General features: G+C 44.1%; 19 protein-coding genes. 11 read left to right on the top strand and 8 right to left on the bottom strand.

What is annotated here, in order from left to right:
• The first annotated feature begins 377 nt into the window (after positions 1–377).
• The 4 genes from LYNGBM3L_RS16865 (at position 378) to LYNGBM3L_RS16850 (ending at position 3,264) form a co-directional block, all read left to right on the top strand.
• The gene (locus LYNGBM3L_RS16865) at positions 378–1,238 is read left to right on the top strand and encodes an RNA-guided endonuclease InsQ/TnpB family protein (RefSeq protein ID WP_044493640.1); all 861 of its coding nucleotides are present in this window, start codon (positions 378–380) and stop codon (positions 1,236–1,238) included.
• Positions 1,204–1,677 (top strand): RNA-guided endonuclease InsQ/TnpB family protein, encoded by a 474-nt coding sequence (locus LYNGBM3L_RS47525; RefSeq protein WP_229414553.1) that lies wholly within the window; start codon positions 1,204–1,206, stop codon positions 1,675–1,677. The genes LYNGBM3L_RS16865 and LYNGBM3L_RS47525 overlap by 35 nt, the downstream gene beginning before the upstream one ends.
• A gap of 39 nt (positions 1,678–1,716) precedes the next feature.
• Complete coding sequence (locus LYNGBM3L_RS16855; protein ID WP_267872052.1) at positions 1,717–2,160, top strand: LysM peptidoglycan-binding domain-containing protein; 444 nt, start codon at positions 1,717–1,719, stop codon at positions 2,158–2,160.
• Positions 2,161–2,400: 240 nt separating this feature from the next.
• Positions 2,401–3,264 (top strand): SWIM zinc finger family protein, encoded by an 864-nt coding sequence (locus LYNGBM3L_RS16850; RefSeq protein ID WP_008185658.1) that lies wholly within the window; start codon positions 2,401–2,403, stop codon positions 3,262–3,264.
• Positions 3,265–3,478: 214 nt separating this feature from the next.
• Here the strand turns inward: LYNGBM3L_RS16850 and LYNGBM3L_RS16845 are convergent, their stop codons facing one another.
• Positions 3,479–4,096, bottom strand: a complete 618-nt coding sequence (locus LYNGBM3L_RS16845; RefSeq protein WP_044493575.1) for a class I SAM-dependent methyltransferase — start codon at positions 4,094–4,096, stop codon at positions 3,479–3,481.
• Between the two features lie 251 nt (positions 4,097–4,347).
• Between LYNGBM3L_RS16845 and LYNGBM3L_RS16840 the strand changes: the two genes are divergently transcribed.
• Together LYNGBM3L_RS16840 and LYNGBM3L_RS16835 are read left to right on the top strand one after the other, a co-directional pair.
• Positions 4,348–4,947: a rhomboid family intramembrane serine protease gene (locus LYNGBM3L_RS16840; RefSeq protein WP_008185649.1), complete on the top strand. Its 600-nt coding sequence runs from the start codon at positions 4,348–4,350 to the stop codon at positions 4,945–4,947.
• A gap of 868 nt (positions 4,948–5,815) precedes the next feature.
• On the top strand, positions 5,816–7,156 hold the full coding sequence (locus tag LYNGBM3L_RS16835; RefSeq protein WP_008185646.1) for a serpin family protein: 1,341 nt from the start codon (positions 5,816–5,818) through the stop codon (positions 7,154–7,156).
• A gap of 36 nt (positions 7,157–7,192) precedes the next feature.
• Here the strand turns inward: LYNGBM3L_RS16835 and LYNGBM3L_RS40970 are convergent, their stop codons facing one another.
• Entirely contained in the window at positions 7,193–7,372 is a 180-nt protein-coding gene (locus tag LYNGBM3L_RS40970) for a hypothetical protein (protein WP_131827144.1), read from the bottom strand.
• Positions 7,373–7,426: 54 nt separating this feature from the next.
• On the bottom strand, positions 7,427–8,596 hold the full coding sequence (locus LYNGBM3L_RS16830) for a glycoside hydrolase family protein (RefSeq protein ID WP_008185643.1): 1,170 nt from the start codon (positions 8,594–8,596) through the stop codon (positions 7,427–7,429).
• Between the two features lie 1,454 nt (positions 8,597–10,050).
• Here LYNGBM3L_RS16830 and LYNGBM3L_RS16820 point away from each other — a divergent pair.
• Both LYNGBM3L_RS16820 and pgsA read left to right on the top strand, forming a co-directional pair.
• On the top strand, positions 10,051–11,028 hold the full coding sequence (locus tag LYNGBM3L_RS16820; RefSeq protein WP_008185641.1) for a glycoside hydrolase family protein: 978 nt from the start codon (positions 10,051–10,053) through the stop codon (positions 11,026–11,028).
• Between the two features lie 216 nt (positions 11,029–11,244).
• Entirely contained in the window at positions 11,245–11,796 is a 552-nt protein-coding gene (gene pgsA / locus LYNGBM3L_RS16815; RefSeq protein ID WP_044493634.1) for a CDP-diacylglycerol--glycerol-3-phosphate 3-phosphatidyltransferase, read from the top strand.
• Here the strand turns inward: pgsA and LYNGBM3L_RS16810 are convergent.
• The 3 genes from LYNGBM3L_RS16810 to surE form a co-directional block, all read right to left on the bottom strand.
• Positions 11,742–12,680, bottom strand: a complete 939-nt coding sequence (locus tag LYNGBM3L_RS16810) for an NAD-dependent epimerase/dehydratase family protein (RefSeq protein ID WP_008185637.1) — start codon at positions 12,678–12,680, stop codon at positions 11,742–11,744. The two genes, pgsA and LYNGBM3L_RS16810, sit on opposite strands and share 55 nt — an antisense overlap.
• A 122-nt stretch (positions 12,681–12,802) precedes the next feature.
• Positions 12,803–12,964, bottom strand: coding sequence for a hypothetical protein (locus LYNGBM3L_RS45850; RefSeq protein WP_165691854.1), 162 nt, complete (start codon positions 12,962–12,964; stop codon positions 12,803–12,805).
• A gap of 102 nt (positions 12,965–13,066) precedes the next feature.
• Positions 13,067–13,750 carry a 5'/3'-nucleotidase SurE gene (gene surE / locus LYNGBM3L_RS16805; protein WP_008185633.1) on the bottom strand — a complete coding sequence of 228 codons (684 nt, stop codon included), beginning with the start codon at positions 13,748–13,750 and terminating at the stop codon, positions 13,067–13,069.
• 277 nt (positions 13,751–14,027) lie between these two features.
• Here surE and LYNGBM3L_RS16800 point away from each other — a divergent pair, with 277 nt between their 5' ends.
• Positions 14,028–14,339, top strand: a complete 312-nt coding sequence (locus tag LYNGBM3L_RS16800) for a hypothetical protein (RefSeq protein WP_044493570.1) — start codon at positions 14,028–14,030, stop codon at positions 14,337–14,339.
• Between the two features lie 379 nt (positions 14,340–14,718).
• Here LYNGBM3L_RS16800 and LYNGBM3L_RS40960 read toward each other — a convergent pair whose 3' ends face one another.
• The gene (locus tag LYNGBM3L_RS40960; protein WP_008185628.1) at positions 14,719–14,964 is read right to left on the bottom strand and encodes a hypothetical protein; all 246 of its coding nucleotides are present in this window, start codon (positions 14,962–14,964) and stop codon (positions 14,719–14,721) included.
• A gap of 695 nt (positions 14,965–15,659) precedes the next feature.
• Here LYNGBM3L_RS40960 and LYNGBM3L_RS16795 point away from each other — a divergent pair.
• Together LYNGBM3L_RS16795 and LYNGBM3L_RS16790 are read left to right on the top strand one after the other, a co-directional pair.
• Entirely contained in the window at positions 15,660–16,349 is a 690-nt protein-coding gene (locus LYNGBM3L_RS16795) for a Crp/Fnr family transcriptional regulator (protein ID WP_008185625.1), read from the top strand.
• Between the two features lie 597 nt (positions 16,350–16,946).
• Entirely contained in the window at positions 16,947–18,023 is a 1,077-nt protein-coding gene (locus LYNGBM3L_RS16790) for a glycosyltransferase family 4 protein (protein ID WP_008185623.1), read from the top strand.
• A gap of 461 nt (positions 18,024–18,484) precedes the next feature.
• On the opposite strand, the gene pgmB is transcribed toward LYNGBM3L_RS16790, so the two are convergent.
• Entirely contained in the window at positions 18,485–21,466 is a 2,982-nt protein-coding gene (pgmB, locus tag LYNGBM3L_RS16785; protein WP_008185621.1) for a beta-phosphoglucomutase, read from the bottom strand.
• Between the last annotated feature and the right edge of the window lie 105 nt (positions 21,467–21,571).

Here is a 21,571-nt window from a genome sequence, read left to right as displayed (position 1 = left end):
CTAACCAACAGGAGCTAGTCATGATTCAGACAATTAACACTAATAGCAAAATTAGCCACCAAACCTCACAGGTTTACACAAGTACCCCTGAGCCAAGAAACAGTCTACCTAGCATTTCCGTTCGTCAGCCCCTACCCCACGACATTGTTGACGAAAAAATTTGGGTTTCAAGCCCCGTCCTTCGCTGGATAGAAACCTGTTTATTGTGGAGCCTTATTCAATAAGTTTTAACCATGCATCCGCATAGCCTGCCGACCATAAAGGCTCCACTATCTTACGGTAACTTGGCCGTAGGCCACGCTGCGCGAACAACGGACGGCTTTCTTGACAGTTTTATTTTTTTGAGCTACAGTTTACGTAAAGTTGTTCCACGTCAAATGATCGTCTTAGAGTTCAAAGTCAAAGGGAATAAAACTCAATATGCCGCCATCGACGATGCGATAAGGACGGGTCAATTTGTACGCAATAAGTGTCTTCGATATTGGATGGACAATAAAGGCGTAGGACAAAAAGACCTTTATCGCCATAATACGTGGCTCAGATCTGAGTTTCCTTTTGTCAAAGATTTGAACTCTCATGCATGTCAGGCTTCTGTGGAACGGGCTTATAATTCAATTTCTAGGTTCTATAGCAACTGTAAAAAACAAGTCCCTGGGAAGAAAGGCTATCCAAAGTTCAAAAAGTTTTGCAGATCAGTTGAATATAAAACATCTGGCTGGAAGCTTTCCCCTGATACAAAGTCAATCTCCTTTATTGACAAAAAAGGAATAGGCAAATTCAAACTCAAGGGGACTTGGGACTTGTGGCGCTACGACCAAAAACTAATCAAGCGAGTTAGGTTAGTTCGCCGCGCAGATGGTTATTCTGTTCAGTTCTGTGTAAAGGTTGATGTCAAAGAGTCTTTAGAACCAAGTCATACCAACATTGGTTTGGATGTAGGACTAAAAGAGTTCTATACAGACTCAAAAGGAGACACAGAGCCAAACCCTAGGTTTTATCGAAAAGGAGAAAAGCGCTTAAAGTTTTATCAGCGTAGAGTTTCTCGCAAAAAGAAAGGCTCATCCAATCGTAAAAAAGCCAGAAATAGATTAGGTAAGACACACCTCAAAATAAGTAGGCAGCGTGAAGAACATGCCAAGAGACTGGTTAGAAGTTACCGCAAGAAGAGTGCAGCCTTTATAGTTGGTAGGCTATGCATCAAAGGTGGCAGGTTTTGTTGTAAGGCTGCACTCTTCTAAGGTTTCGTCTCCGGCACGTTGCGTAATCCACTCTAACGATGTGGTTGCTTACGAAGACTTGAGGATTAAAAATCTGGTGAAAAATCATTGTCTTGCCAAATCTATTAATGACGCGGGTTGGTATCAATTTAGAAAATGGTTAGAGCATTTTGGCCAAAAGTTTAATAGGCAGACAGTAGCAGTCAATCCTGCCTATACCAGCCAAAATTGTTCAGACTGTGGCGAGGTCGTTAAGAAGTCTTTATCAACCAGAACCCACGTCTGTGAGTGTGGTTGTGAATTAGACCGAGACCATAATGCTGCGATCAATATTCTAAAAAGAGCCTTGGGTACTGTGGGGCACACAGGAACCTGGATCATAGATCCGAACGCTTATGGAGAATTGGCCTCTACTCTTCCTGATTCCGGTCTGGTTGAGCAAGTCAGCTCGTTGAAGTAAGAATCCCCGTTCTTCTAGGACGGGGAGTGTCAAAATCCCATTCGTGTCTGCGGCATTGCTACTGGGTTTGAAGGCATCATTCACGTCGGTGTCCGGGACAATAATGATACCGAGTTATTCCGGAATTTTCTCACTGTTGGCGGTAATGGCATCCTCGCTAACTTCTCGGTAGGATTGCCATTGAAAATAGTCCCAGCAACCCCCCAAGGTACCCTTGAAATTTTCAGTATCTCACCAGCAAACGGCAGTGAAACCAATAAAGTAATCGTGCCAATTGTTTTCGGCAACGCCTTGCTGCTTCGGTACTTTGGTTTCTATCAATACACTGTCATCCCCGGAGACACCCTCTTCAGCATCGCCCAACAAGTTTATGGTGACGGCAGATTGTCTCGTCGGATATTAGAAGCCAACCGACACCAAATTAAGCATGCTCATCAGATCTATCCAGGATTAGTGTTACGAGTTCCAGTCTCAAAGTTTTAGTTATAGAGGTTTTCAATTTAGTGAGGTACATTTTTTTAGGTTTTAGGTTTTAGGTTTTAGGTTTTAGGGAGCAGGGAATCGGGAATCGGGAATCGGGAATCGGGAATCGGGAATCGGGAATCGGGAAACAATATTGTGTACCTCATTAGACTATAAACAGCTATAGTGATAATATAAGTATTTGTTGCCTACTCCCTACTCCCTACTCCCTACTCCCTACTCCCTATTCCCTTTACAATAATGACAAACTACGAAATCGAAACCCAAGAATGGTGGGTAGAACGTTGGAATGAATTACTCAATTCCTATCGCTTCAAAAAGCGTTTGGAACGGGGACGTATTTATGCCAAAGAAGGCAACATTCTCAGTATTGACTTTCTAGGACCACAAGTAGTGGCCAAAGTTCAAGGAACTGCTCCGGAGCCCTATGAATTGACCATTTCCATCGAACCCTTTACTGAGGAAGACTGGAATTATGTGGTGCAAACCCTGGCAAGTAAAGCAATTTACTCAGCTCAGTTATTAGCAGGAGAAATGCCCCATAATATCGAAGAAGTATTTACTTCCAATGGTTTAAGTTTATTTCCCTTCACCCTCTCCGACGTTCGTTCCAGATGCAATTGCCCCGATCCCAAAAATCCTTGTAAGCATATCGCAGCAGTATACTATGAATTAGGCGATCGCTTCAGCGAAGACCCCTTTGTTTTGTTCCAGTTGCGGGGAAGCACCAAAGAACAAATCCTTGATGCCTTGCGTAAATTACGGAGTGGTCAAGCACCAGAAACTTCGGCCACAGAGCAGCCATCGTCAATTCCAAATCTCACGTCTGCTGATCAAAACCCTGATCAAAACAGGGAAGAGGGGGAATCCGCAATCGACGATCCTGAAACCTCAGTCAATATTCAGCAATTTTGGCAATACGATCAGCCCCTCGATTCTTCCCTCGTGGTAATTGCACCACCAACAGATAGTGGAACCGTCCTTGATGTCTTAGGAACAATTCCTCTAGGAGGAGCTGACCCTCGTGTCATGCAGTATTTAAAGGGAATTTATCAGATAGTCAGCCAGCAGGCCGTAATCTCAGCATTAAATCGAGATAGCTAATAGGCTAATAATTAATTCCCTGTTGGAACTAATGTGCCTATTTTAGCTATCAGCTATCAGCGTGTCGCGTATCAGCTATCAGCGTGTCGCGTATCAGCTATCAGCTATCAGGTTTTAGCGTTCAGGTTTTGAATAAAACAGATAAGCATTGGTTTAATCTGAGTTACCTCAGCTGAGGGCTGACCACTGACCGCTGACCGCTGACCGCTTAATGCTAACAAGACTTCTGAGCCACACCCTTATACATATAGCCCATAATCTTAGGAAATTTTGGTTCATAAAACTCTTCTAACTTCAGAATCTGGAAATGGTTTTCAACCAGCTGTTTGATATTACGATTGAGATGACAGCCATCCGCAATAATCTTTTGTACAGGGGTCAAGCGATTTTGCCAAACCTGAACCTTAGACTCATCACTCATGCCATGCTCAATAAAAAAGAACTTTCCCCCTGGTTTGAGCACCCGATAAATTTCCTCTATAGCCTGATTTACCTTACTAATACTGCACAAGGTCCAGGTGCTCACTACACTATCGAAGCTATGGTCAGCCATCGGTAAACTTTCCCCATTCAGCACCCGAAAATCAACAGTAATTTCCGATTGATTAATACGTTTTTTTGCTACGGAATCCATCCCAGGATTAACATCAATAGTTGTAAGTTTTTGCAGGTGCTTGGGGTAATACTTTAAATTTAATCCTGTGCCAAAGCCAATTTCAAATACTTCCCCAGACACCTGAGATAAAACCTCTTGACGATACTTGGTTAAGACCGGGTCAGACATAACCCAGTCCAGAAATCGGGGAAAAATTAACTCTGAATATAAACTCATGATCCAATTACCTTGGGATAACCTTGAATTGGTACTCATGATCAATTATATATATAGCAAGTCTTAATTAGTTGAGTTACAAAGTACTGGGTTTTAGGGAATAGGGAATAGGTAAAAAATCCTGAGGTGCGACCCGTGGCGAATTTAATTCGCCAAGTAAGAGCGCACCTACGTACCTGATTACTATGAGAAACGCTATATAAATTATAGTATTAAAGATAAATATGAGCGTGCAGGCTACCGGGTGAAGTATGACAAGTATATTTGATTGGATTAATCAATTCCGAAATGCTTGGGGTGACAACTTCCAGGCGGTGGGTGATTTGGTTCTTTACGCCTGGATTGTAAGTTTTGTCAATTTAGTCTTATGCGGGGGAGCACTGAACGAAAAGTTTGGTATCCAACCCCGCACCTGGCTTGGGCTAGTTGGTATTTTGTTTTCACCCTTCTTGCACAAAGACTGGAAACACTTGATCGGAAACACTATTCCGTTTGCGCTCCTTGGCTGTTGGGTATTGTTACGAGGAACCGATGATTTCTGGGTCGTGACCTTGGCGATAGTCTTGATTGGTGGTTTGGCTGAATGGCTACTTGGTTCACCTAACACTGTCTCTTATGGCGCGAGCGGTGTAGTTTTTGGGTATGTAGCTTTTCTGATCGCACAGGGGTATTTAGAAGGTAAGCCCCTGTTAGTCATAGGTTCTAGCGCTATCGGTGGTCTCTATGGTTTTACACTCAGAGGTTTATTTCCTGGTGAAACAGGGATCTCCTGGCAAGGACATTTATTTGGCTTCCTGGCAGGTATGCTTGCAGCCAGCTATTTGGACACGTTTCGGAATCTGTTTCTCTAAGCAAACATGGGGCTAAAGGTTAGACCTGATGTAAGCATATGCGCGTAGCCCATTAGCTGAATGCTTACAACCTGATGAATTTACCCAGTTTTGAGCCTTACTGGTCAAGTGGTCTGGCTCCTGGCCGTAGTTCCGGTAAAAAAAATCCCCGCTAGCGGCCAGACTAGCGGGGTGTGCTTTTCTCTTTGTGTTCTCAATTAATATTATTGGCCAATCATGTATGATTTGGTGTTTACTTAACGTCAATTTTTGGTGTGATTTCATATAAAGTTTTATAAACTTGCTTGTTTTGGTCGATCTAGTCAATCTGAGCATCAGGTGATCTCAACCAAAAAACTCCACTAGCCTGATACTAGTGGAGGCAGGGTGTGTTATTAGTCAACTTCATAATAGATATGCGATGTTGCTGATCTGGTTTGCTTAATGTATGGTTTTGTGTGTGATTGAGGTTGTTGCTCAGCAGAAACAGGAGTATACTTTTTATTCCAATTATTCCATCATAGCATAAAAATTGTGGCTGTCAAGGGCAAAAAATCTGAAAGATCCGTAAGTTATGGTAATAGTTGCCTAAATTTGACTATAATTACCTATGATACAACTAGCCTTTTGTGGAGCGCTTTCTGGTTATGGATAACAGAAAAGCCAAGTTGAAAGACTAGAGGTATGTGAGGGACAAAAAAAATACCGAAAAGTCCAGAAGTGTGGAGCCCTTAAAACCTTCACAACTTATGAAATCATGACTGCTGGATAACGTTGGTTATCTGGAAATCAGGTTATTTATACTGTTATTTTTACTGTTAAACACCACGATTATATCGTTATTCCCCATTACGGATTACCCACTTACCCGTAGCAAAAACCGTAACTAATGGAACCGAATTCTCCTGTAATGGTCATATTAGAACAGGGTATTAGCAACGGAGACGATCAGATGAACCATCAAATCCTTAGTCGTATAGCCACTGTTATGGCAGTCAGCATCCTGCTTACAGGTATATTGGGGTGTGTGTCGGAAAAAACCAATGCCCTTGACCCTCTGCCTAACTCCGAACCAACGAAAGAATCAATTTCAGCTAACCAGCAACCAAATCTAGACGTAGATACCAATCTTGTAGACGCTAATACGAAATTTGGCTTCAAGCTATTCTCAGAAATTCTCAAGCAGGACACTAACAAGAATGTTTTTGTCTCTCCTACCAGCATCGCCATTGCCCTAGACATGGCTTACAACGGTGCCAGCGGTGAGACTCAAGAGGCTATGGCAAAAGTCTTAGAATTAGAGGGATTGAGTCTAGATCAACTCAACCAGGGGAATAACGCTTTAAAAGCTAGCTTGGAAAATGCTGACCCTGATGTCGAGCTGTCTATTGCCAACTCCCTGTGGGCTAACCAAGGCATTGACATCAAGCCCAAATTTCTTAAAAACAACCAGGAATTCTACGACGCAGAGGTCACAGAACTTGATTTTAGTAGTGCCAAGGCTGCCACAAAAATTAACCGTTGGGTCAAAAACAACACAAACGGCAAAATCAAAACGATTGTCGATCGCACTCAAGGGGATGACTTACTTTTCTTAATCAATGCCATCTATTTCAAAGGTAGCTGGACAAGAGAATTCGATAAGAATAAAACCTCTAATCAACCTTTTTATATCTCCGGTTTAACCCAAAAGCAACACCCGATGATGTATCAGTATGGGAAGTATAAGTACTATGAAAATGATGCCTTTCAAGCTGTAAGTATTCCCTACGGTAAAGAACGGCTGAGTTTGTATGTTTTCTTACCCCGTGAAGGTAGCAGCTTGGCAGAATTTAAACAACAACTCACAGCGGAAAACTGGCTACAATGGATGAAAGAGTTTAAGTCGCGAGATGGGTCAATTCGGCTACCCCGCTTTAAATTTGAATACGATATTAAACTCAACGATTCCTTAAAAGCTTTGGGGATGGATGTGGCGTTTACCGATAACGCTGATTTTTCTAATCTGACCTCTGAATCAGCAGCCATTAGTCAAGTCAAGCACAAAACCTTTGTAGAAGTGAATGAAGAAGGCACTGAAGCAGCCGCTGCTACTTCTATCGGTATTGTTTCGACTTCGATTAGCATAGATCAACCATTTAATATAGTGGTTAATCGTCCTTTTTTCTGTAGTGTTCGGGACAATAAAACTGGCGCAATTTTGTTCATGGGTTCGATTGTGGAACCGTAAGCTATTAGCTATTGGTTTAGTTTGAATGTTGTTTGGTTAAAGGTTGAAAGTTAAAGGTTGAAAGTTAAAGGTTGTTTGGTTAAAGGTTGTTTGGTTAAAGGGTAAGCATTCAGCTATCAGCGAACAGCGTAGCGCAATCGGTGCTTTTGAATAAAATAAGCTGACCGCTGACCGCTGACCGCTGACTGCTGTTCCCGTAGCGTGCGCGTAGCGCATATGCTTACGTTAAAGGTTCAGAAGATAACCTTTAACCTGGTAACCTCGTTAACCTTAGGCAGGTAGCTTGAATAGAATTGCATCCCAAATACAGTATCCCTCACGTCCATATAATAGTGACGAGGGATCAGCAACACTCTGCTGACCAGAAGGACTTACTTTCTTAATTTCTGGATAATCGTTGTCCCACAACACTTTCCACTGACCAGAAACATCGAGTTCCTGCATTTCTAAATTTAACCCATAGGCAATGAAGTCTTCTTGGTTATTGCGCTCAAAGTTGATCGCATACAAGTTAGACTCGGAAGATCCTTTCACAACCGGTACCACCCCTGCTGGCTGATAGGGACCGTTGATTTGTGGCGAGACAAAATGGTACAGACTGGAGTGAGTAATGGAGGCAGCGTCGTCACCAAGTTGCTCAAGCCAACGGGGATTCACATGTTGCTTCATCACAGAGAAGAACATGTGCCACATTCCTCCTTTATAGTAAACTTGGCTTCGCTCACACTCGTAAAAAAGACCTTGCTCACCTTCATCGGTCATGAAATGAGGAAACAGGGCTGGTGGCAAGAGTGTATAGGGTCCTTCGAGTTGATCTGCTACTGCTAGACCAATACAGCCTTTCTTGGGTTGGGAATTTGTTTTGGCAGCAGCAGATAAAAACATCCAATACTTGCCTTCGTGAAATATCGGGAAAGGATCGCGCAACTGGCGGTGACGTTGGTCTGGCATCAATGGATGGTCGGAGTAATCGTAGTATTTCTCCCAATCAAGAAATTCGATCAGTTGGGGAGCTTGCCAATCAATCTCGTGATTATCCCTAATTATTCCCTTACAGAAGCCAATATACTCATGAAGCAAATTAGGACGGTCTGGAGATCCACCGTAAAAGAAATACAGGGAATTTTCGTTTACCAACCGTAAGCTTCCTGCTAGAAGGCGAGAGCTTCGCCAGTAGTCGTCCCGGTCTGGCTGAAAGACAGCATCTAAGTCTTTAATTACAGACAAATCTTCATCAAGAATAGCCCCACCCATTTCCCCTCTCTGCCAAGGCACTCCCTCTAAATCCTTTCCTCCTTGAAGGTAAAGCAGGAGATATTTTGAGAGAGCTGCTTGACTTGGAGCAGGTTGATGAGGCGTTGTCTGGATGCTGATATCATGGTTGAACAGTTGCTCTAAGGTCGCAGCGTCGCTCCTGCCCTGATCGAGTTGTTGTATCATCAGCTTCTGCTTAAGATATTTTTAGTTTTGTTAAGGGAATATTATTTTATTTAATCAATGTATTATTTGTTTGACAAGAGGATCCATCAAATTCCAGGGATATGGAGGACAATATAAGTATAAATACTTATATTTGACCAAGAATTGGCGATCGCCAATTCTCCTTGATGATATGTATTACTTAGTAATACATTAAGGTTACACGTTTGATGGCCTAATCGGTAGGGTTGCTCATGCAAGTTTAGCATCGAAGTATAGCGCTACGCGCAAGTCAGCAAGGTGCTTGCGTCAGAAGTCAAAAGTAAGCTAGGACTAGGTTTCGGAGTTTAGGAATGTCAAAAATCTGAATGCGTAGTGCTATATAGGCTGAGATCCTGGCGTTGCTGAATTTAGGAATGAATAGGAGTAGAGTGGGCATCCTGCCCGCTCGAAAATATGTGGGCATCCTGCCCGCTCGAAAATAAGCATGAAACTGGCTTGATGCCAGTTCCACGCAAGATGCCCATTCCACAAACATGCCCATTCCAGAAAACTCTTAAAATCATTCCATTATTAAGCAACGCCGAGATCCTATCTAGAGGGCGCAAGCCTTGGGCTCCTAAATTAGGGTTTGGCTTCGAGTTTGGCTTCGGGTTTTCCTTTCAACTGCGTAAGTCCTAGTGTAAGCATTCAGCGGTCAGTGGTCAGTGGTCAGTGGTCAGCGGTCAGCTAACGTAACAGAAATTAAAGCAATGCTTACCCGTTTTATTAAAAAGCTGAGAGCTGAGAGCTGATAGCTGATAGCTGATAGCTAAATGCTTACATCCTAGTAATCTCACCTTAGTTAAATCTTTGTCTATGTCTTCACAAGTTAAAGATTTGATTGTGATGCCAATTAATAAGCAATTTTACCAATGACATTTCCCCAACACTATTTGTTATCTTGGAATAAGTTTGGTAGTGATAGGTAAAAAAGCGAGTACAGACCTCGCTTAAATGGTATAGCCTTAACCTATTCTGAATCAATATTAGGAATTACGTAGTAACTCTCTGATTATCTGATTAGAGGGTAATTTATCAATTAAGACACTATGCTTTACTATGCTTTGAGCGGTCAACAGTGAGCGTATTTGCTGATAGCTAAATCAAACTCAAACTTTATGCCCGTCCAAAGTATAGATATAGTTTTAAATCCTCTCAGTACGTAATTCATCACTAGTTTAATGTATTCAGGAAAAAAAATTGGCTTGGATACATAGACTAGTGTTTAATCATTAGGCGTTGCTTCTATAAATTACACAACAATTAGTTAGATAGGCTCTAATTAAGCGGTAAGTAAAATTCCTTACCTTACCCTACTACCGAATTATTACTTTCTACTCTCTAGTTGACGCCTTAGTAAAGAGGCTAACTGTTCTAGGGAGTTAGTCACAGTTATTCACTAACGAATACTCTTACACAAAAGCAGGTAACTCATGCTTCCTAATCACAGTTTACAAATCCCAGATAAATGGATCTGGGACTTCTGGCTAGCTCAAGATATTTCCGACTATCACTTATTTTACTTGCAAGCTTCTAAGGATTTACCGGATCCAGAAGACCGACATTGGCATGTTTCATTTGGTCACGCTGTTTCTCAGGATTTACGGCACTGGCAGATTCTACCAGATGCTATGAAGCCTGAAGCTTATGGTGACGTGGATGAGTACACTAATTGGACTGGCTCCGTAATTCGTCATGATGGTCTGTGGTATCTCCTATACACCAGCACTGAGCGCAAAGAGCAAGGAAAAATCCAACGCATCAGCCTTGCGACCTCCAAAGATTTAATCCACTGGGAAAAACATCCGAAAAACCCGGTGATCGAGGCTGATAGTCGCTACTACGAGAAGTATGATCTCCAGCACCCTGAGAAAAACCTTTGGTTCGATGAAGCCTGGCGCGATCCTTGGGTGTTTCAGGATCCAGAAACAGGGGAATTTCATGCCTTAATTACTGGTCGCGTTAACTATGGTCCTGCCGAAAGTCGGGGCGTGATTGCTCATGCCACTTCACAAAACCTGATTGATTGGCAAGTATTGCCACCATTAACTGAGCCTATGACGTTCGGGACTATGGAATGTCCGCAAGTGGTTCTTATCCAGGGGCGCTACTATCTGCTCTTCTCAATCCCCCCAGGAGAATTTGTTGATAGTAACCTCACGGGGACCTTTTACATGGTTGCTGATCATCCTTTAGGACCATTTTCTGCGCCAATGGCACTCTGGGTTGATTCAGTGAAGCGGCTCTATTCCGGGAAACTGGTACAAGGTCCTGATCAGATCTGGTACTTTATGTCATGGCGTAATTTCGCTCTAGACGAGAGCTTTCTCGGGGATATCAGCGAACCTGTGCCGATCACAGTTGATGACCAGGGCAATTTGATCGTGCTTGAACCAGCAATGCTTGATTAGATGTCTTCGGGAATTCAGTAATAGGCAATCGGAAACGAGGAAGAGGAATTATAGCGGTTCTCAGTTTGATGAGGTACATACTAAATTTATTCCCTCTCCTCTGTCGGTTCTCACTTCCATAGACGAAATGCTTAAGGGGGCACAGCGTGTGCCCCTAAAATTAATATGGTCAGTAACCAATTACCAATTACCGATTACCGATTACCGATTACCAGAATGACTCTGCCTAACTGGATTACCTTTTCCCGCTTACTGGGGTTGCCCTTTATCCTATACTTCCTGAATCACCCAACTGACCAAAGCCGCTGGATTAGTTTAGGGATTTTTCTCCTTGCTGCTGGAACGGATTGGTTAGATGGTTATCTAGCTCGTAAACTGAACCAAATTACTGATTTAGGCAAATTCCTTGACCCGTTAGTGGATAAATTTTTGGTACTAGCGCCCCTACTAGCATTAATTGAGCTAGGTCAGGTACCCGCTTGGGGAGTCTGTTTGATTTTGGCACGGGAGTTAGCGATCGCAGGTTGGCGAGTTAACCCCAAGTTATCCGGTAGCGCTAGCATACAGGGAGCCAATATCTGGGGTAAACTCAAAACCGTCAGCCAAATTAGTGCGATCGCACTTTTAATTGCTCCAACTCCCGACACCTGGATCATCCCATCCCTTGTCCTTTTCTGGCTATCGGTCGTCCTAACCTTAATCTCTGGTTTAGTTTACCTGTTACCCGCTAATATCTGGTCATCAACGGCAAAATCCACGTCAGCTTGATCCCGACCTGAAGCCAGATAATCATTCTCAAAGGAATCCTTCAGTCCCGAAAGCAAATCATACTCCGGTTGCCAGTTAAGTTCCGTCTTAGCCTTATGGATATCAGCAAAAAAGTGCTGTAATCGAAATGGGAAAGCCTTGCGCTTACCAAAATCAAACTGCTTGGGGTCATAATGCACGAGCTTGACCTCTGAAGCCGACTTACCACAGGCCATAGCACAGGTTCGTGCTAAACCATCAAAGGTGACATAGCGTTCCCCGGACACATTGTAAATTTTCCCAATCGCTTCCGGATTCCCCAATACTGCCGCCATTGCCCTCGCCAAGTCCTGACAATGACCTAACTGAGTAATGTGCATGCCATTACCAGGGATGGGAATGGTGCGATCGCGAACAATCCGGTCAAAAAACCAAGCTTCAACATCATTATAATTTTGGGGACCATAGATATAAGTTGGACGAATCGCCGTAAATGGCACCCCAAGTTCTTGTAGGTAAGCCTCAGTATGATGTTTACCCTTGTGGCGAGAATTGGGATCAACTGGATCTCCTTCGAGATGGGGTAACTGCTCCGACTTCAAATACACCCCAGCGGAACTCATATACACAAAATGCTGCACCCGGTCTTTAAAAATTTCCACTAACGGTTGAGTATCACTCAACTCCCGAGCATTATTATCGAAAATTCCATCAAACTCTTGAGACGATAACATTTCCTTGAGCTGATTGGGATCCTTGCGATCGCCATGAATCTGTTGGACTCCTGGCAGTGGCGCTGGCTTATTTCCCCGATTGAACAGCACCACCTCATGGCCCATCTCCACCAAAACCTTGGTTAAATAAACCCCAACAAACCGGGTACCACCCATGATTAAAATTCGCATGGTAACTAATTACTAAAAACTTTGATTCACGCTATGGATTAATTCCCTCTTCGCGTACTTTGTGCGTAAGTATTCAGCTATCAGCTATCAGCTATCAGCTATCAGCTATCAGCTATCAGCTATCAGCTATCAGCCATTGGCCAAGCTACACCGAACAGCTTTTGAATAAAATAAGCTGACGGCTGACGGCTGACGGCTGACCACTGACCGCTGACGGCTGACCACTGACCACTGACCACTGACCACTGAATGCTTACCTTTGTGCCTTGGTGGTTCCAAACCAAACCACCAATAGCATTGCCAGGACTTGGAGAGTTACTCTACTAGTAGGGGCACCCTACTACCTAAGGGCGTTTGGTGCCCAGTTTTGGGTAAGTCCTGATGCCTTAAAGTCGCAACTGAGTCACAGCAATATTACCCGAAAAACACACATCCACATCAGTACCAGGAGCGCGATCGCGTTTGTTATACTCCCCCTCATAATAGTAGTGATCCCCGTCCACACGATACTTTATCGGTAACGGTTGAGTACTCGGTTCACAAAATACCACCTCTGGCTCAGGTGAACCCGGTTCCAAGTGAGGTAAATTCACATTCCAGTAAGTACCAGCAGAAATCGGACGATTCAACAAATCCGCCAACACCCTAGCTGTCAAACGACTGGCCACCTCCCAATTAATCACCCAAGGTTTTTTAATCCATTGGGAAATCGCAATACCTGGTATTCCCTGTATCGCCGCTTCCCTAACCGCCGCCACTGTACCAGAAATGTAAACATCAACCCCCAAGTTACCGCCAGCATTAATACCTGACAGAACCCACTTTACCTCTGGTATAATATGTGATATTGCAAGGCGAGTACAATCCGCTGGGGTACTAGAGACTGCATACTCATAGTCTGACCGACGTTGGACGTGAATCGGTTTATATGTAGTCACCTGATGGCCACAGCCTGAATGATGCTCCACCGGAGCGATAATTACAAAATTACCGTTACCGTTGACCGCTTGCTCTAGTGCTTTAATTCCGGGAGCATCTATCCCATCATCGTTCGTTAGGATTATAGTCATTAGTTTAGTCGTTAGTGGTTAGTCATTAACAGCTGAGTATGGGAAACGATCTAATCCAAGCCAAACTATCAAGGAATATCGAAACCGTATTACAAACTTAAAGTCAATCATCTCAAATTGCTTGAGCATTTGCACGCTTATACTTACTTTGGGTATAAACTTAGCTTTTGGTTTAGCTATTGAACTTAAGCTCTGATCTCCGTACAGCTAACGAGCTAATAGCTGTTTACCCAGGAAAGTAGCCCTTAAGCTGACCGCTCAATGGGTATAGCTGCCCATGAGCAGCCATCTGACAACCTCAGTTCAAAATCTTTCAAGCAACTGTTATGGCAAGTCAGGGATACATCTACAACCTTCAACCTATTGGCACACCAGGATTATGACTCAAAATAGCAAAAATCAGCCATCTACCCACTCTCAGCCAACTGTTAATTTTACCGAAGAAGAGCTGCAAGATATCTTACGCTATGCTAACGAACACGGTATTAATCCTTTTAGACTAGTCAAAGCCATTGCCCAAATTAGGAAACAGAGAATTGCTCAGGCTCACCAGAGTCAGATTCGGACCAGGGAAACTGTGTTTCAATAGAGGTTAGTGGACGGTAGTTAAAGTCCGTGTGAATTTGTTGGCCGTCAGCTTCTTTAACAAGAAGTGGTCGAGGTAATTCCTCTGCTACTCTATGCATAGTTAGGAAGGGTAAGCCAAGACACAATTAATTTTTTTTCCTTATATCTTAACACTCTCAGTGTGTATCGGATATACTGAAATAGTAATGGTAAGGTCGATACCATTAGGGAAACAAAAACTCAGAAATAATTGACTATTAAATCCCTGAAAACTGATGTTTGTAATTTAGATTCTGATCCACAAGTTTAAAAAAATCCGCTTAGTCAGGATTTTAAAATACAGTACCTTCCTAAACCCTTTGGTTATTTTAGTGACTTTTAAATAAAAACTGCTCTTTATTTTAAATGTGAATTAACGGGTTAATATCCTTGTCTTGATGCAGTCGCTCATGGGGGAAACCACGCCAGTTGCTCATGGTTTGTTCGCGTTCGCCTTTGGCGTGGCCTACGGCCAAGCGTCGCCTTTGGCGATAGTTACCGTAAGACAGGCTCGCCTTAATCAATGGAGGCGCGCTTTCCGCTTGAAGAATTAAATTACGGGGTCGCGCCTCAAGTTTTAACCCTTTTTTGCATAACCTACCAACCATAAAGGCTCAACGTAATCAGGTTTCGTCTCCGGGGGGAACCCCCAAGACCGCACTGGCTCCCCAAGACCGCGCTGCATCGCTTAAAAAAGGATTCATGAAACGGCAAAAAATACGTCAAAACCTGAATATTTAAAAAAAAGTAACCGTTATTACAGGGCTATTTCATTATGGTCTGAGATGGGCTGCTGCTATTATAGATGCACTTTCAAATTGAACCTGGGGTTAAAACAATGGGAATAGCTAGGGTTAAAGGTAGTAAACTTGTTTGGGTCGCAGAATTAACTGATAGAGGGTTTTACGTTCGGGATGCTCTAACTACCTGCTGGTAGTGCATAGGTTCATACTCTAGAAAAAAAAGACTCTCCTACTACAATCAAAGATTTAAGTTCCCATGTAATTTTAAAAATCACTCGTTACCAACAAAGGGGTTCAGCCACTAAACTATTAAATTTAAATGGGCGACAGCTTAGTGGGGGAGGGTTGAATTAAATTATCTACGTAACTGGTGAACGATAACACTCAACAGTCCATAGCTGATAGTATCATCAGTATTCACCTTTACCTGTTAGTTTAATAGAGTTGGTTTAATAGAATGTGGTTAACCACCATCACTGCTACGCTAGGAAGTTTCCAAGCAGTTCCAGATCGTCAAAGCGTGTGTATCATTACTTTCAATCTCAGCTTAAAGAACCCTAATGCAGACTAAAGCTTATAGTGACCTTTTCCCACTATTTAATACAGCTAGCCCAAAAACCTTAGAATGGTTTGAATCCATTGCGGTGGAGCATGAGTACCCAACCGACCGAGCTATCATCATGGAAGATGCTTGGGGTAATGCTGTTTACTTTATTGTCTCCGGCTGGGTTAAAGTGCGACACTTACGCGGTGAAAACGATGTCACACTGGCAATTTTGGGTCGGGGTGACTTTTTTGGTGAAATGGCAATTCTTGATGAATCTCCCCGCTCCACCGATATCGTTGCCATGTCGAACGTGCGACTACTGACCATTTCTGCGCAACGCTTTATTCAAACTCTGTTTAAAGATCCCCAGTTGCACCATCGCATGTTACAACTGATGGTGCGGCGGTTACGTCAGAGCAATGTCCGGTTACAAAATCGGTATCAGCCTCCAGCGGTTAATTTAGTCAATACTCTAGTTGGTTTGGCAGAAAATTACGGTGAAATCACTGAAAAAGGCACAGAAATCTATAACATTTGCTATCAAGACTTAGCTGACATCACAGATATCAGTGTAGAGGATACTACCAAAATTATGAAAAAGCTGGAGAGTAAGGGCTGGATTAAGGCTGACCCGGAGCAGCAGACTATGCGCTTGATGAATATCAAGCAGCTAACTCAGCTTGTCAGACGAGGTAGCTCATGAGGCAAGATTAGCTCTAGGTACTACCTGCGCCACAAGGGAGGCGTGGGCTGTGGGACTAAAGTTCGTAAAACCCACATTCCTCACTACTCAATACTCACTACATTGTGTAGTGCTAAAAAATGACGAATTTTGAGGATTTTGCGATGGGGCTGACGCCACCCCCGAACGGCTAATCGCCATTACCCTGACTCACTAAATCCTCTTCCTACACCCCATACCGGCTTGACCCACACTGGTTCACCCTACAGGCTTGTCACCCTACACTCGACACCCTGTCTACTTTTCAAGTGGGTTGTTAGCCTCTTAGGTTTAGGAGATTTGGCTGAATTTACCAACATCGGGCTTGATAGATTACTTATCATAAGCTAATATTTCTTCATAAAGTTAAATAAAACTTAAATTAATTAACCTGCCTACACCTGTAGGGTGCTGACTTACTCCCGGGGAATGTAGATAGATTAGGTCTAGCTTCTTCCCAAAAGCTAAAAACTTTCTGTAAGATAGCAGAATCGGTTTTTATTTGTGATCAGAGCACCGTCTTAAGTTTTACTAGCTCTCAATCAAGCCAATTTAGAAGATTTTTGGAGGACTATAGATATGCGGATAGCTCAAGTTTCCCCCTTATGGGAGAGAGTTCCCCCACCAGGCTATGGTGGGATCGAACTAGTTGTGAGCCAACTCACTGATGAATTAGTTCGTCGCGGTCACGATGTCACCCTATTTGCGTCTGGAGATTCCATCACTAAGGCTAAACTAAAGTCTGTGGCTCCTCAGGCTTTGCGCCTTGACCCCTCCGTAGAGGCACCAATAGTTTACGAACTACTGCAACTGGCTCAGATTGGCGAGGTGGCTGATGAGTTTGACCTAATTCACTTTCACACAGGGATGATTACCTTTCCGGTGATTGACATGTACAAGACCCCTGTGGTTCATACCATGCATGGTCGCTTCGGCCATGATATTAGCAAGGCTTATGCGCGATACAGCCACATACCCCATATTAGCATCAGTAATCATCAGCGGTCATCCGGACCAGAGATGAATTACGTTGCCACCGTTTACAATGGTGTTAAAATAGAGGATTATCCGTTCAATCCAAAACCAGCCGATGACCCCCCCTACTTAGGGTTTTTGGGTCGTTTGTCAAAGGAGAAAGGACCTCATCATGCGATCAGAATTGCCCGTGAAACTGGCTGGAACTTGAAAATGGCGGGCAAGGTTGATGTAGTTGACCGGGAATTCTTCGAACAAGAAATTGCTCCGGAAATCGACGGTAAACAAATTCAATACTTGGGTGAAGTCAGCCACGAAGAGAAGGTGGAATTATTATCCAAAGCCAGCCTGACCGTCTTTCCGATTACCTGGCCCGAACCTTTTGGTTTGGTGATGATTGAGTCAATGTGTGTTGGGACTCCAGTGATTGCCACGAACTTTGGCTCTGTACCGGAAGTGGTGGCCGACAAGAGAACTGGCATAATCTGTGCCAATGTTGAGGATATAAACGCTGCCATTCCAGAGGCTCTTAAACTGTCTCGGGAAGAGTGCCGTAAGTATGTGGAAGAGACTTTCAGCGTTCCCAAGATGGTTGATGGCTATGAAGCGGCTTTTCAGAAAGTGATCGAACAGCATATGTCAGCTAATGGCACAACCTCAGCCCCTGTCAGTGCAGTCTAATCGTTTTGATATTGCTTAACGCTTTGTCCAGATAATTATAGGAAATCGGGAGGCAAAACTCCCCACATTCATGGGGAAAATGTAGCCCACCACTGCACTTTTCAGTGCGGTTAATCTGTTAGTATCAAAAAGTGAAACCCAGTAGGAAAAACCATCTACGTTTTGAAATAATCTAGTTCAATCTAGTTAAGGAAAAATCCCTGCAAAGCAGGTCACTACTAGATCCACTAGTCTACCTATAGGTGGGAAGCAATGGTGGTAATTCACTCTAAACATAAAAATTAAATAGAAAAGTCCTGAGTTGCCAAGTTCATTGATTTCTGAATAAGAAATGACAGGAACTGATTTATATTAAGCAGCACTCGCTACTCAGTACTCAGGACAAAACCCACAAAAATATGGCTGGGTGAATTAGACTTCACCCAGCCAATTTAGTTCCAAATAGTTAGTTAATGCATACCCTAACAAGGAATTAAACGATTTCCTGCTAATTGTTTGTGGAGGTTGCTCCAGTGTATGCCTTCGAGACTGGGTAACACCAGGTGGGCTGCTCCAACTCGTTCAACTGGACCAAGTCCTACAGCCCACATACCAGCAGCTAGAGCGGCTTCGACACCAGATCCGGCATCTTCTACTACTACACAATAAGCGGGTTCCAATCCCAACTGCTGTGCTGCGTGCAAGAACAGATCTGGTGCTGGCTTAGAGCGGGTCACACTGTAGCCGTCAGAAATTGAATCAATGCGATCGCTAATACCCAATCGTTCCATAACTTCCTTGGCATTTTTGCTACCGGAGCCAATCGCTACTTTGATACCAGCTTCCTTGAGTTCAATCAGTAACTCTAGAGCTCCAGGTAGTAAGTCAGCCTTAGAGATGTTCTTGATCAATTCCAGATAGTACTTATTTTTGCGATCCATCATCTCTTGGAGTTGGTCTTCTGTGGCTGAGCGACCGTTCAAAAGTTCCATCAGGGACTCTCGACGTGAAAGACCCCGCAGTGCTTCGTTGGCCTCGCGATTAAAGGGAATACCCTCTTCATCGGCTAGTTTTTGCCAAGCTTGGTAATGATATTCTGCGGTATCGGTGATTACGCCATCTAAGTCAAAAATCACACCCTGGATTTGAGCTGGAGAGCCGGGGGGTCGAGAACTTGGGGAGATGGTAGCCTCAGATTGTGCTGTTTGAGTACTGGTTTCTGGATTGAGATCAAACTCGTACTTCTTTCCACGCCATTGCAGCTTAAACTTGAGACGTGTCCAGCCCGGTAGGAAGTGGGGAATAGCAACAGGTCCATTGTCTGTGAACTTGATCCCAGCGCATCCAAAGATTATAGCTTGCCATACACCACCACCGGAAGCACCATGAATTCCTTCATGAGCGTTACGCCGCACATTTTCGAGGTCTACCATCGCTGCCCGCATAAAGTGTACATAAGCTTCCTCTGTCTTTCCTAATTCACAGCCGAGGATGGCGTGAACCGCAGGACCGAGGGACGAACCATAGGTGTGATCGGTGCGAGGAGAATAGTAGTCCCAACTTCGTTGCAAAATTTCCCGGTATTTCTCTGGCTCAGAGGTTACGCCGTACTGCTCCCGCATCAGGTATAGCAACATCAAGACATCTGGCTGCTTGAGCACTTGCTTTTTACTTGCTCCCTCAATGCCAAGGATAGCCTGCATGGAACGGGTACGTGGCTCGTAATCTTGGAGGTTGATGTCTTCAATTTGGAAGAACCCCTCACACTGTTCGATTAAGTCCCTTTCATGGTCATAGGGTATCCACATCCGACGGATAATTTCAGACCACAGACTAACTCGGCTTGGGGTTAGCTCCAGTGTTTCTTCCAGTTCTTTAGCTTTCTGTGGATGTTCCCGACGCAACCAGTCTAGGACGAACTGAGCAGTCTCTAGGTGCCATTGAACCATGCGGTTGGTGAAGGCATTGTTGTCTACCCCTTCGTGGTATTCATCCGGACCAATCACATCCCGCAGTTCATAGCGTTCCCGTTTACCATTCCACTCAACCCGAGTTCCCCAGAATACCGCTGTATCTAGGATAATCTCAGCACCGTAACGCACCACCCAGTCATCATCACCAGTAGCCTGCCAATATTTCCAGATACCATAGACTACATCAGTAGTGATGTGGAGTTCGCGATCGCCACACCAAATTCGGATCGGGTCTCCATCCTTCTCAGCAGAGAGAACCCAGCGAGGGGTTACTTCGTCGCCGGTGTCAGCACTTTCCCAGGCGTAAACGGCTCCCGGATAGCCCTGAAGCTTAGCTTTACGCCTTGCCCCAGGTAAAGTATGGTAACGGTAGGTCAGCAAATTCTTGGCAATCTGGGGCTGAGTTAATATCATCAGCGGCAGCATAAAAATTTCTGTGTCCCAGAAAACGTGACCCCGATAGCCAAAACCAGAAAGGGTTTTAGCGGGAATATTCACCCGGTCATCATGACGAGGAGCACTAATGAACAGTTGGAACATATTGTAGCGTATAGCAATCTGAGCGTTGATGTCCCCTTCAATGACAACATCACTATCTTGCCAAATCTTATCCCAAGCTGCCTCATGTCGAGAGAATAGGGTTAGATAATCTGGTTGGTTGACCAGGTGTTCCTGGGCTACCTTTTCTGGGTTTTCGGTGTCCCGGGATGTGAACACACTAATTACTTTATCCAGGGTCACTAGCTGTCCTGAGCGCACGTGTAAGCTAGTGGCTAAGGTGGGGTGACCTTCACAACCCTTTAGCTGTATTTGGGCATCATCAACACCACTTACACTGACTCGGGAAGCCATACCCAGTTCGATAGCCGTATGACGGGTGCGAACGTGTAACCAGATACCTCCTTCTGATGTCTGGTTAGTTCCCGTTGAAATCTGACCCTGTTTCAACCATTCCCAGTGGAGCACCCCTTGGTTATCTGGGTAGCCATTGATGCTGGCTTGAATTTCGATGGCGCCATCGAAATCCACCGGAGTGATTTGACAGCGAAGGGCTAACAGATGGTCATCAGCCATACTGGCAAAACGCTCGACATGGATATCGATAGTCTTACCACCAGGACTACGCCAACGCACATCACGAGTTAGCTTGCCTCGATGCAGGTCAAGTTGACGTTCGTAGTGCAAGATCTCGCCTTGATCAAGACGAAAGCGTTCACCTTCTACAACTATCACTATAGGTAGCCAATCAGGACAATTAGCCAGTTCAGTATAGACAACTGGCACATCGTCGTAGACACCATTAATCAATGTCATTGGCCATGCACCGTGATACCCTTCCTCAAAGCTACCTCGGGTACTGAGGTAACCATTCCCAAGGGTAAAAACGGTTTCCTTGTAGTGCAATTGAGTCGGATCAAATTTGGTCTCAGTTACTGTCCAGTCGCTGTAGATGTGGTTAGAGCTAGATGGGGACGATACTTTGGCATCCATAGTTAGTCGTTAGTGTTGCTGTGGTGGGTGGTTCCTTGAGTGAGGTCAAACGCTTCCCTTCCCTTGTGGGGTATAGGGTGTAGGGTTTAGGGAGTGGGAGAGAGA

The organism is Moorena producens 3L (genome assembly GCF_000211815.1).
GTDB classification, from domain to species: Bacteria; Cyanobacteriota; Cyanobacteriia; order Cyanobacteriales; family Coleofasciculaceae; genus Moorena; species Moorena producens.
Note: the sequence above shows the minus strand (reverse complement) of the source record. Positions and strands in the feature narration are given on the sequence as shown.

Bases quoted from the DNA above. Each gene is read 5' to 3' on its own strand.
- LYNGBM3L_RS40970 (WP_131827144.1), bottom strand. From the start codon at position 7,372: ATGCGCTACGCGCACGCTACGGGAACAGCAGTCAGCGGTCAGCGGTCA.
- pgmB (WP_008185621.1), bottom strand. From the start codon at position 21,466: ATGGATGCCAAAGTATCGTCCCCATCTAGCTCTAACCACATCTACAGC.
- surE (WP_008185633.1), bottom strand. From the start codon at position 13,750: ATGACTATAATCCTAACGAACGATGATGGGATAGATGCTCCCGGAATT.
- LYNGBM3L_RS16835 (WP_008185646.1), top strand. From the start codon at position 5,816: ATGGAACCGAATTCTCCTGTAATGGTCATATTAGAACAGGGTATTAGC.
- pgsA (WP_044493634.1), top strand. From the start codon at position 11,245: ATGACTCTGCCTAACTGGATTACCTTTTCCCGCTTACTGGGGTTGCCC.
- LYNGBM3L_RS16850 (WP_008185658.1), top strand. From the start codon at position 2,401: ATGACAAACTACGAAATCGAAACCCAAGAATGGTGGGTAGAACGTTGG.
- LYNGBM3L_RS16790 (WP_008185623.1), top strand. From the start codon at position 16,947: ATGCGGATAGCTCAAGTTTCCCCCTTATGGGAGAGAGTTCCCCCACCA.
- LYNGBM3L_RS16840 (WP_008185649.1), top strand. From the start codon at position 4,348: ATGACAAGTATATTTGATTGGATTAATCAATTCCGAAATGCTTGGGGT.
- LYNGBM3L_RS40960 (WP_008185628.1), bottom strand. From the start codon at position 14,964: ATGGTTGGTAGGTTATGCAAAAAAGGGTTAAAACTTGAGGCGCGACCC.
- LYNGBM3L_RS16865 (WP_044493640.1), top strand. From the start codon at position 378: ATGATCGTCTTAGAGTTCAAAGTCAAAGGGAATAAAACTCAATATGCC.
- LYNGBM3L_RS16810 (WP_008185637.1), bottom strand. From the start codon at position 12,680: ATGCGAATTTTAATCATGGGTGGTACCCGGTTTGTTGGGGTTTATTTA.
- LYNGBM3L_RS16800 (WP_044493570.1), top strand. From the start codon at position 14,028: ATGAGCAGCCATCTGACAACCTCAGTTCAAAATCTTTCAAGCAACTGT.
- LYNGBM3L_RS16820 (WP_008185641.1), top strand. From the start codon at position 10,051: ATGCTTCCTAATCACAGTTTACAAATCCCAGATAAATGGATCTGGGAC.
- LYNGBM3L_RS16845 (WP_044493575.1), bottom strand. From the start codon at position 4,096: ATGAGTTTATATTCAGAGTTAATTTTTCCCCGATTTCTGGACTGGGTT.
- LYNGBM3L_RS16830 (WP_008185643.1), bottom strand. From the start codon at position 8,596: ATGATACAACAACTCGATCAGGGCAGGAGCGACGCTGCGACCTTAGAG.
- LYNGBM3L_RS16795 (WP_008185625.1), top strand. From the start codon at position 15,660: ATGCAGACTAAAGCTTATAGTGACCTTTTCCCACTATTTAATACAGCT.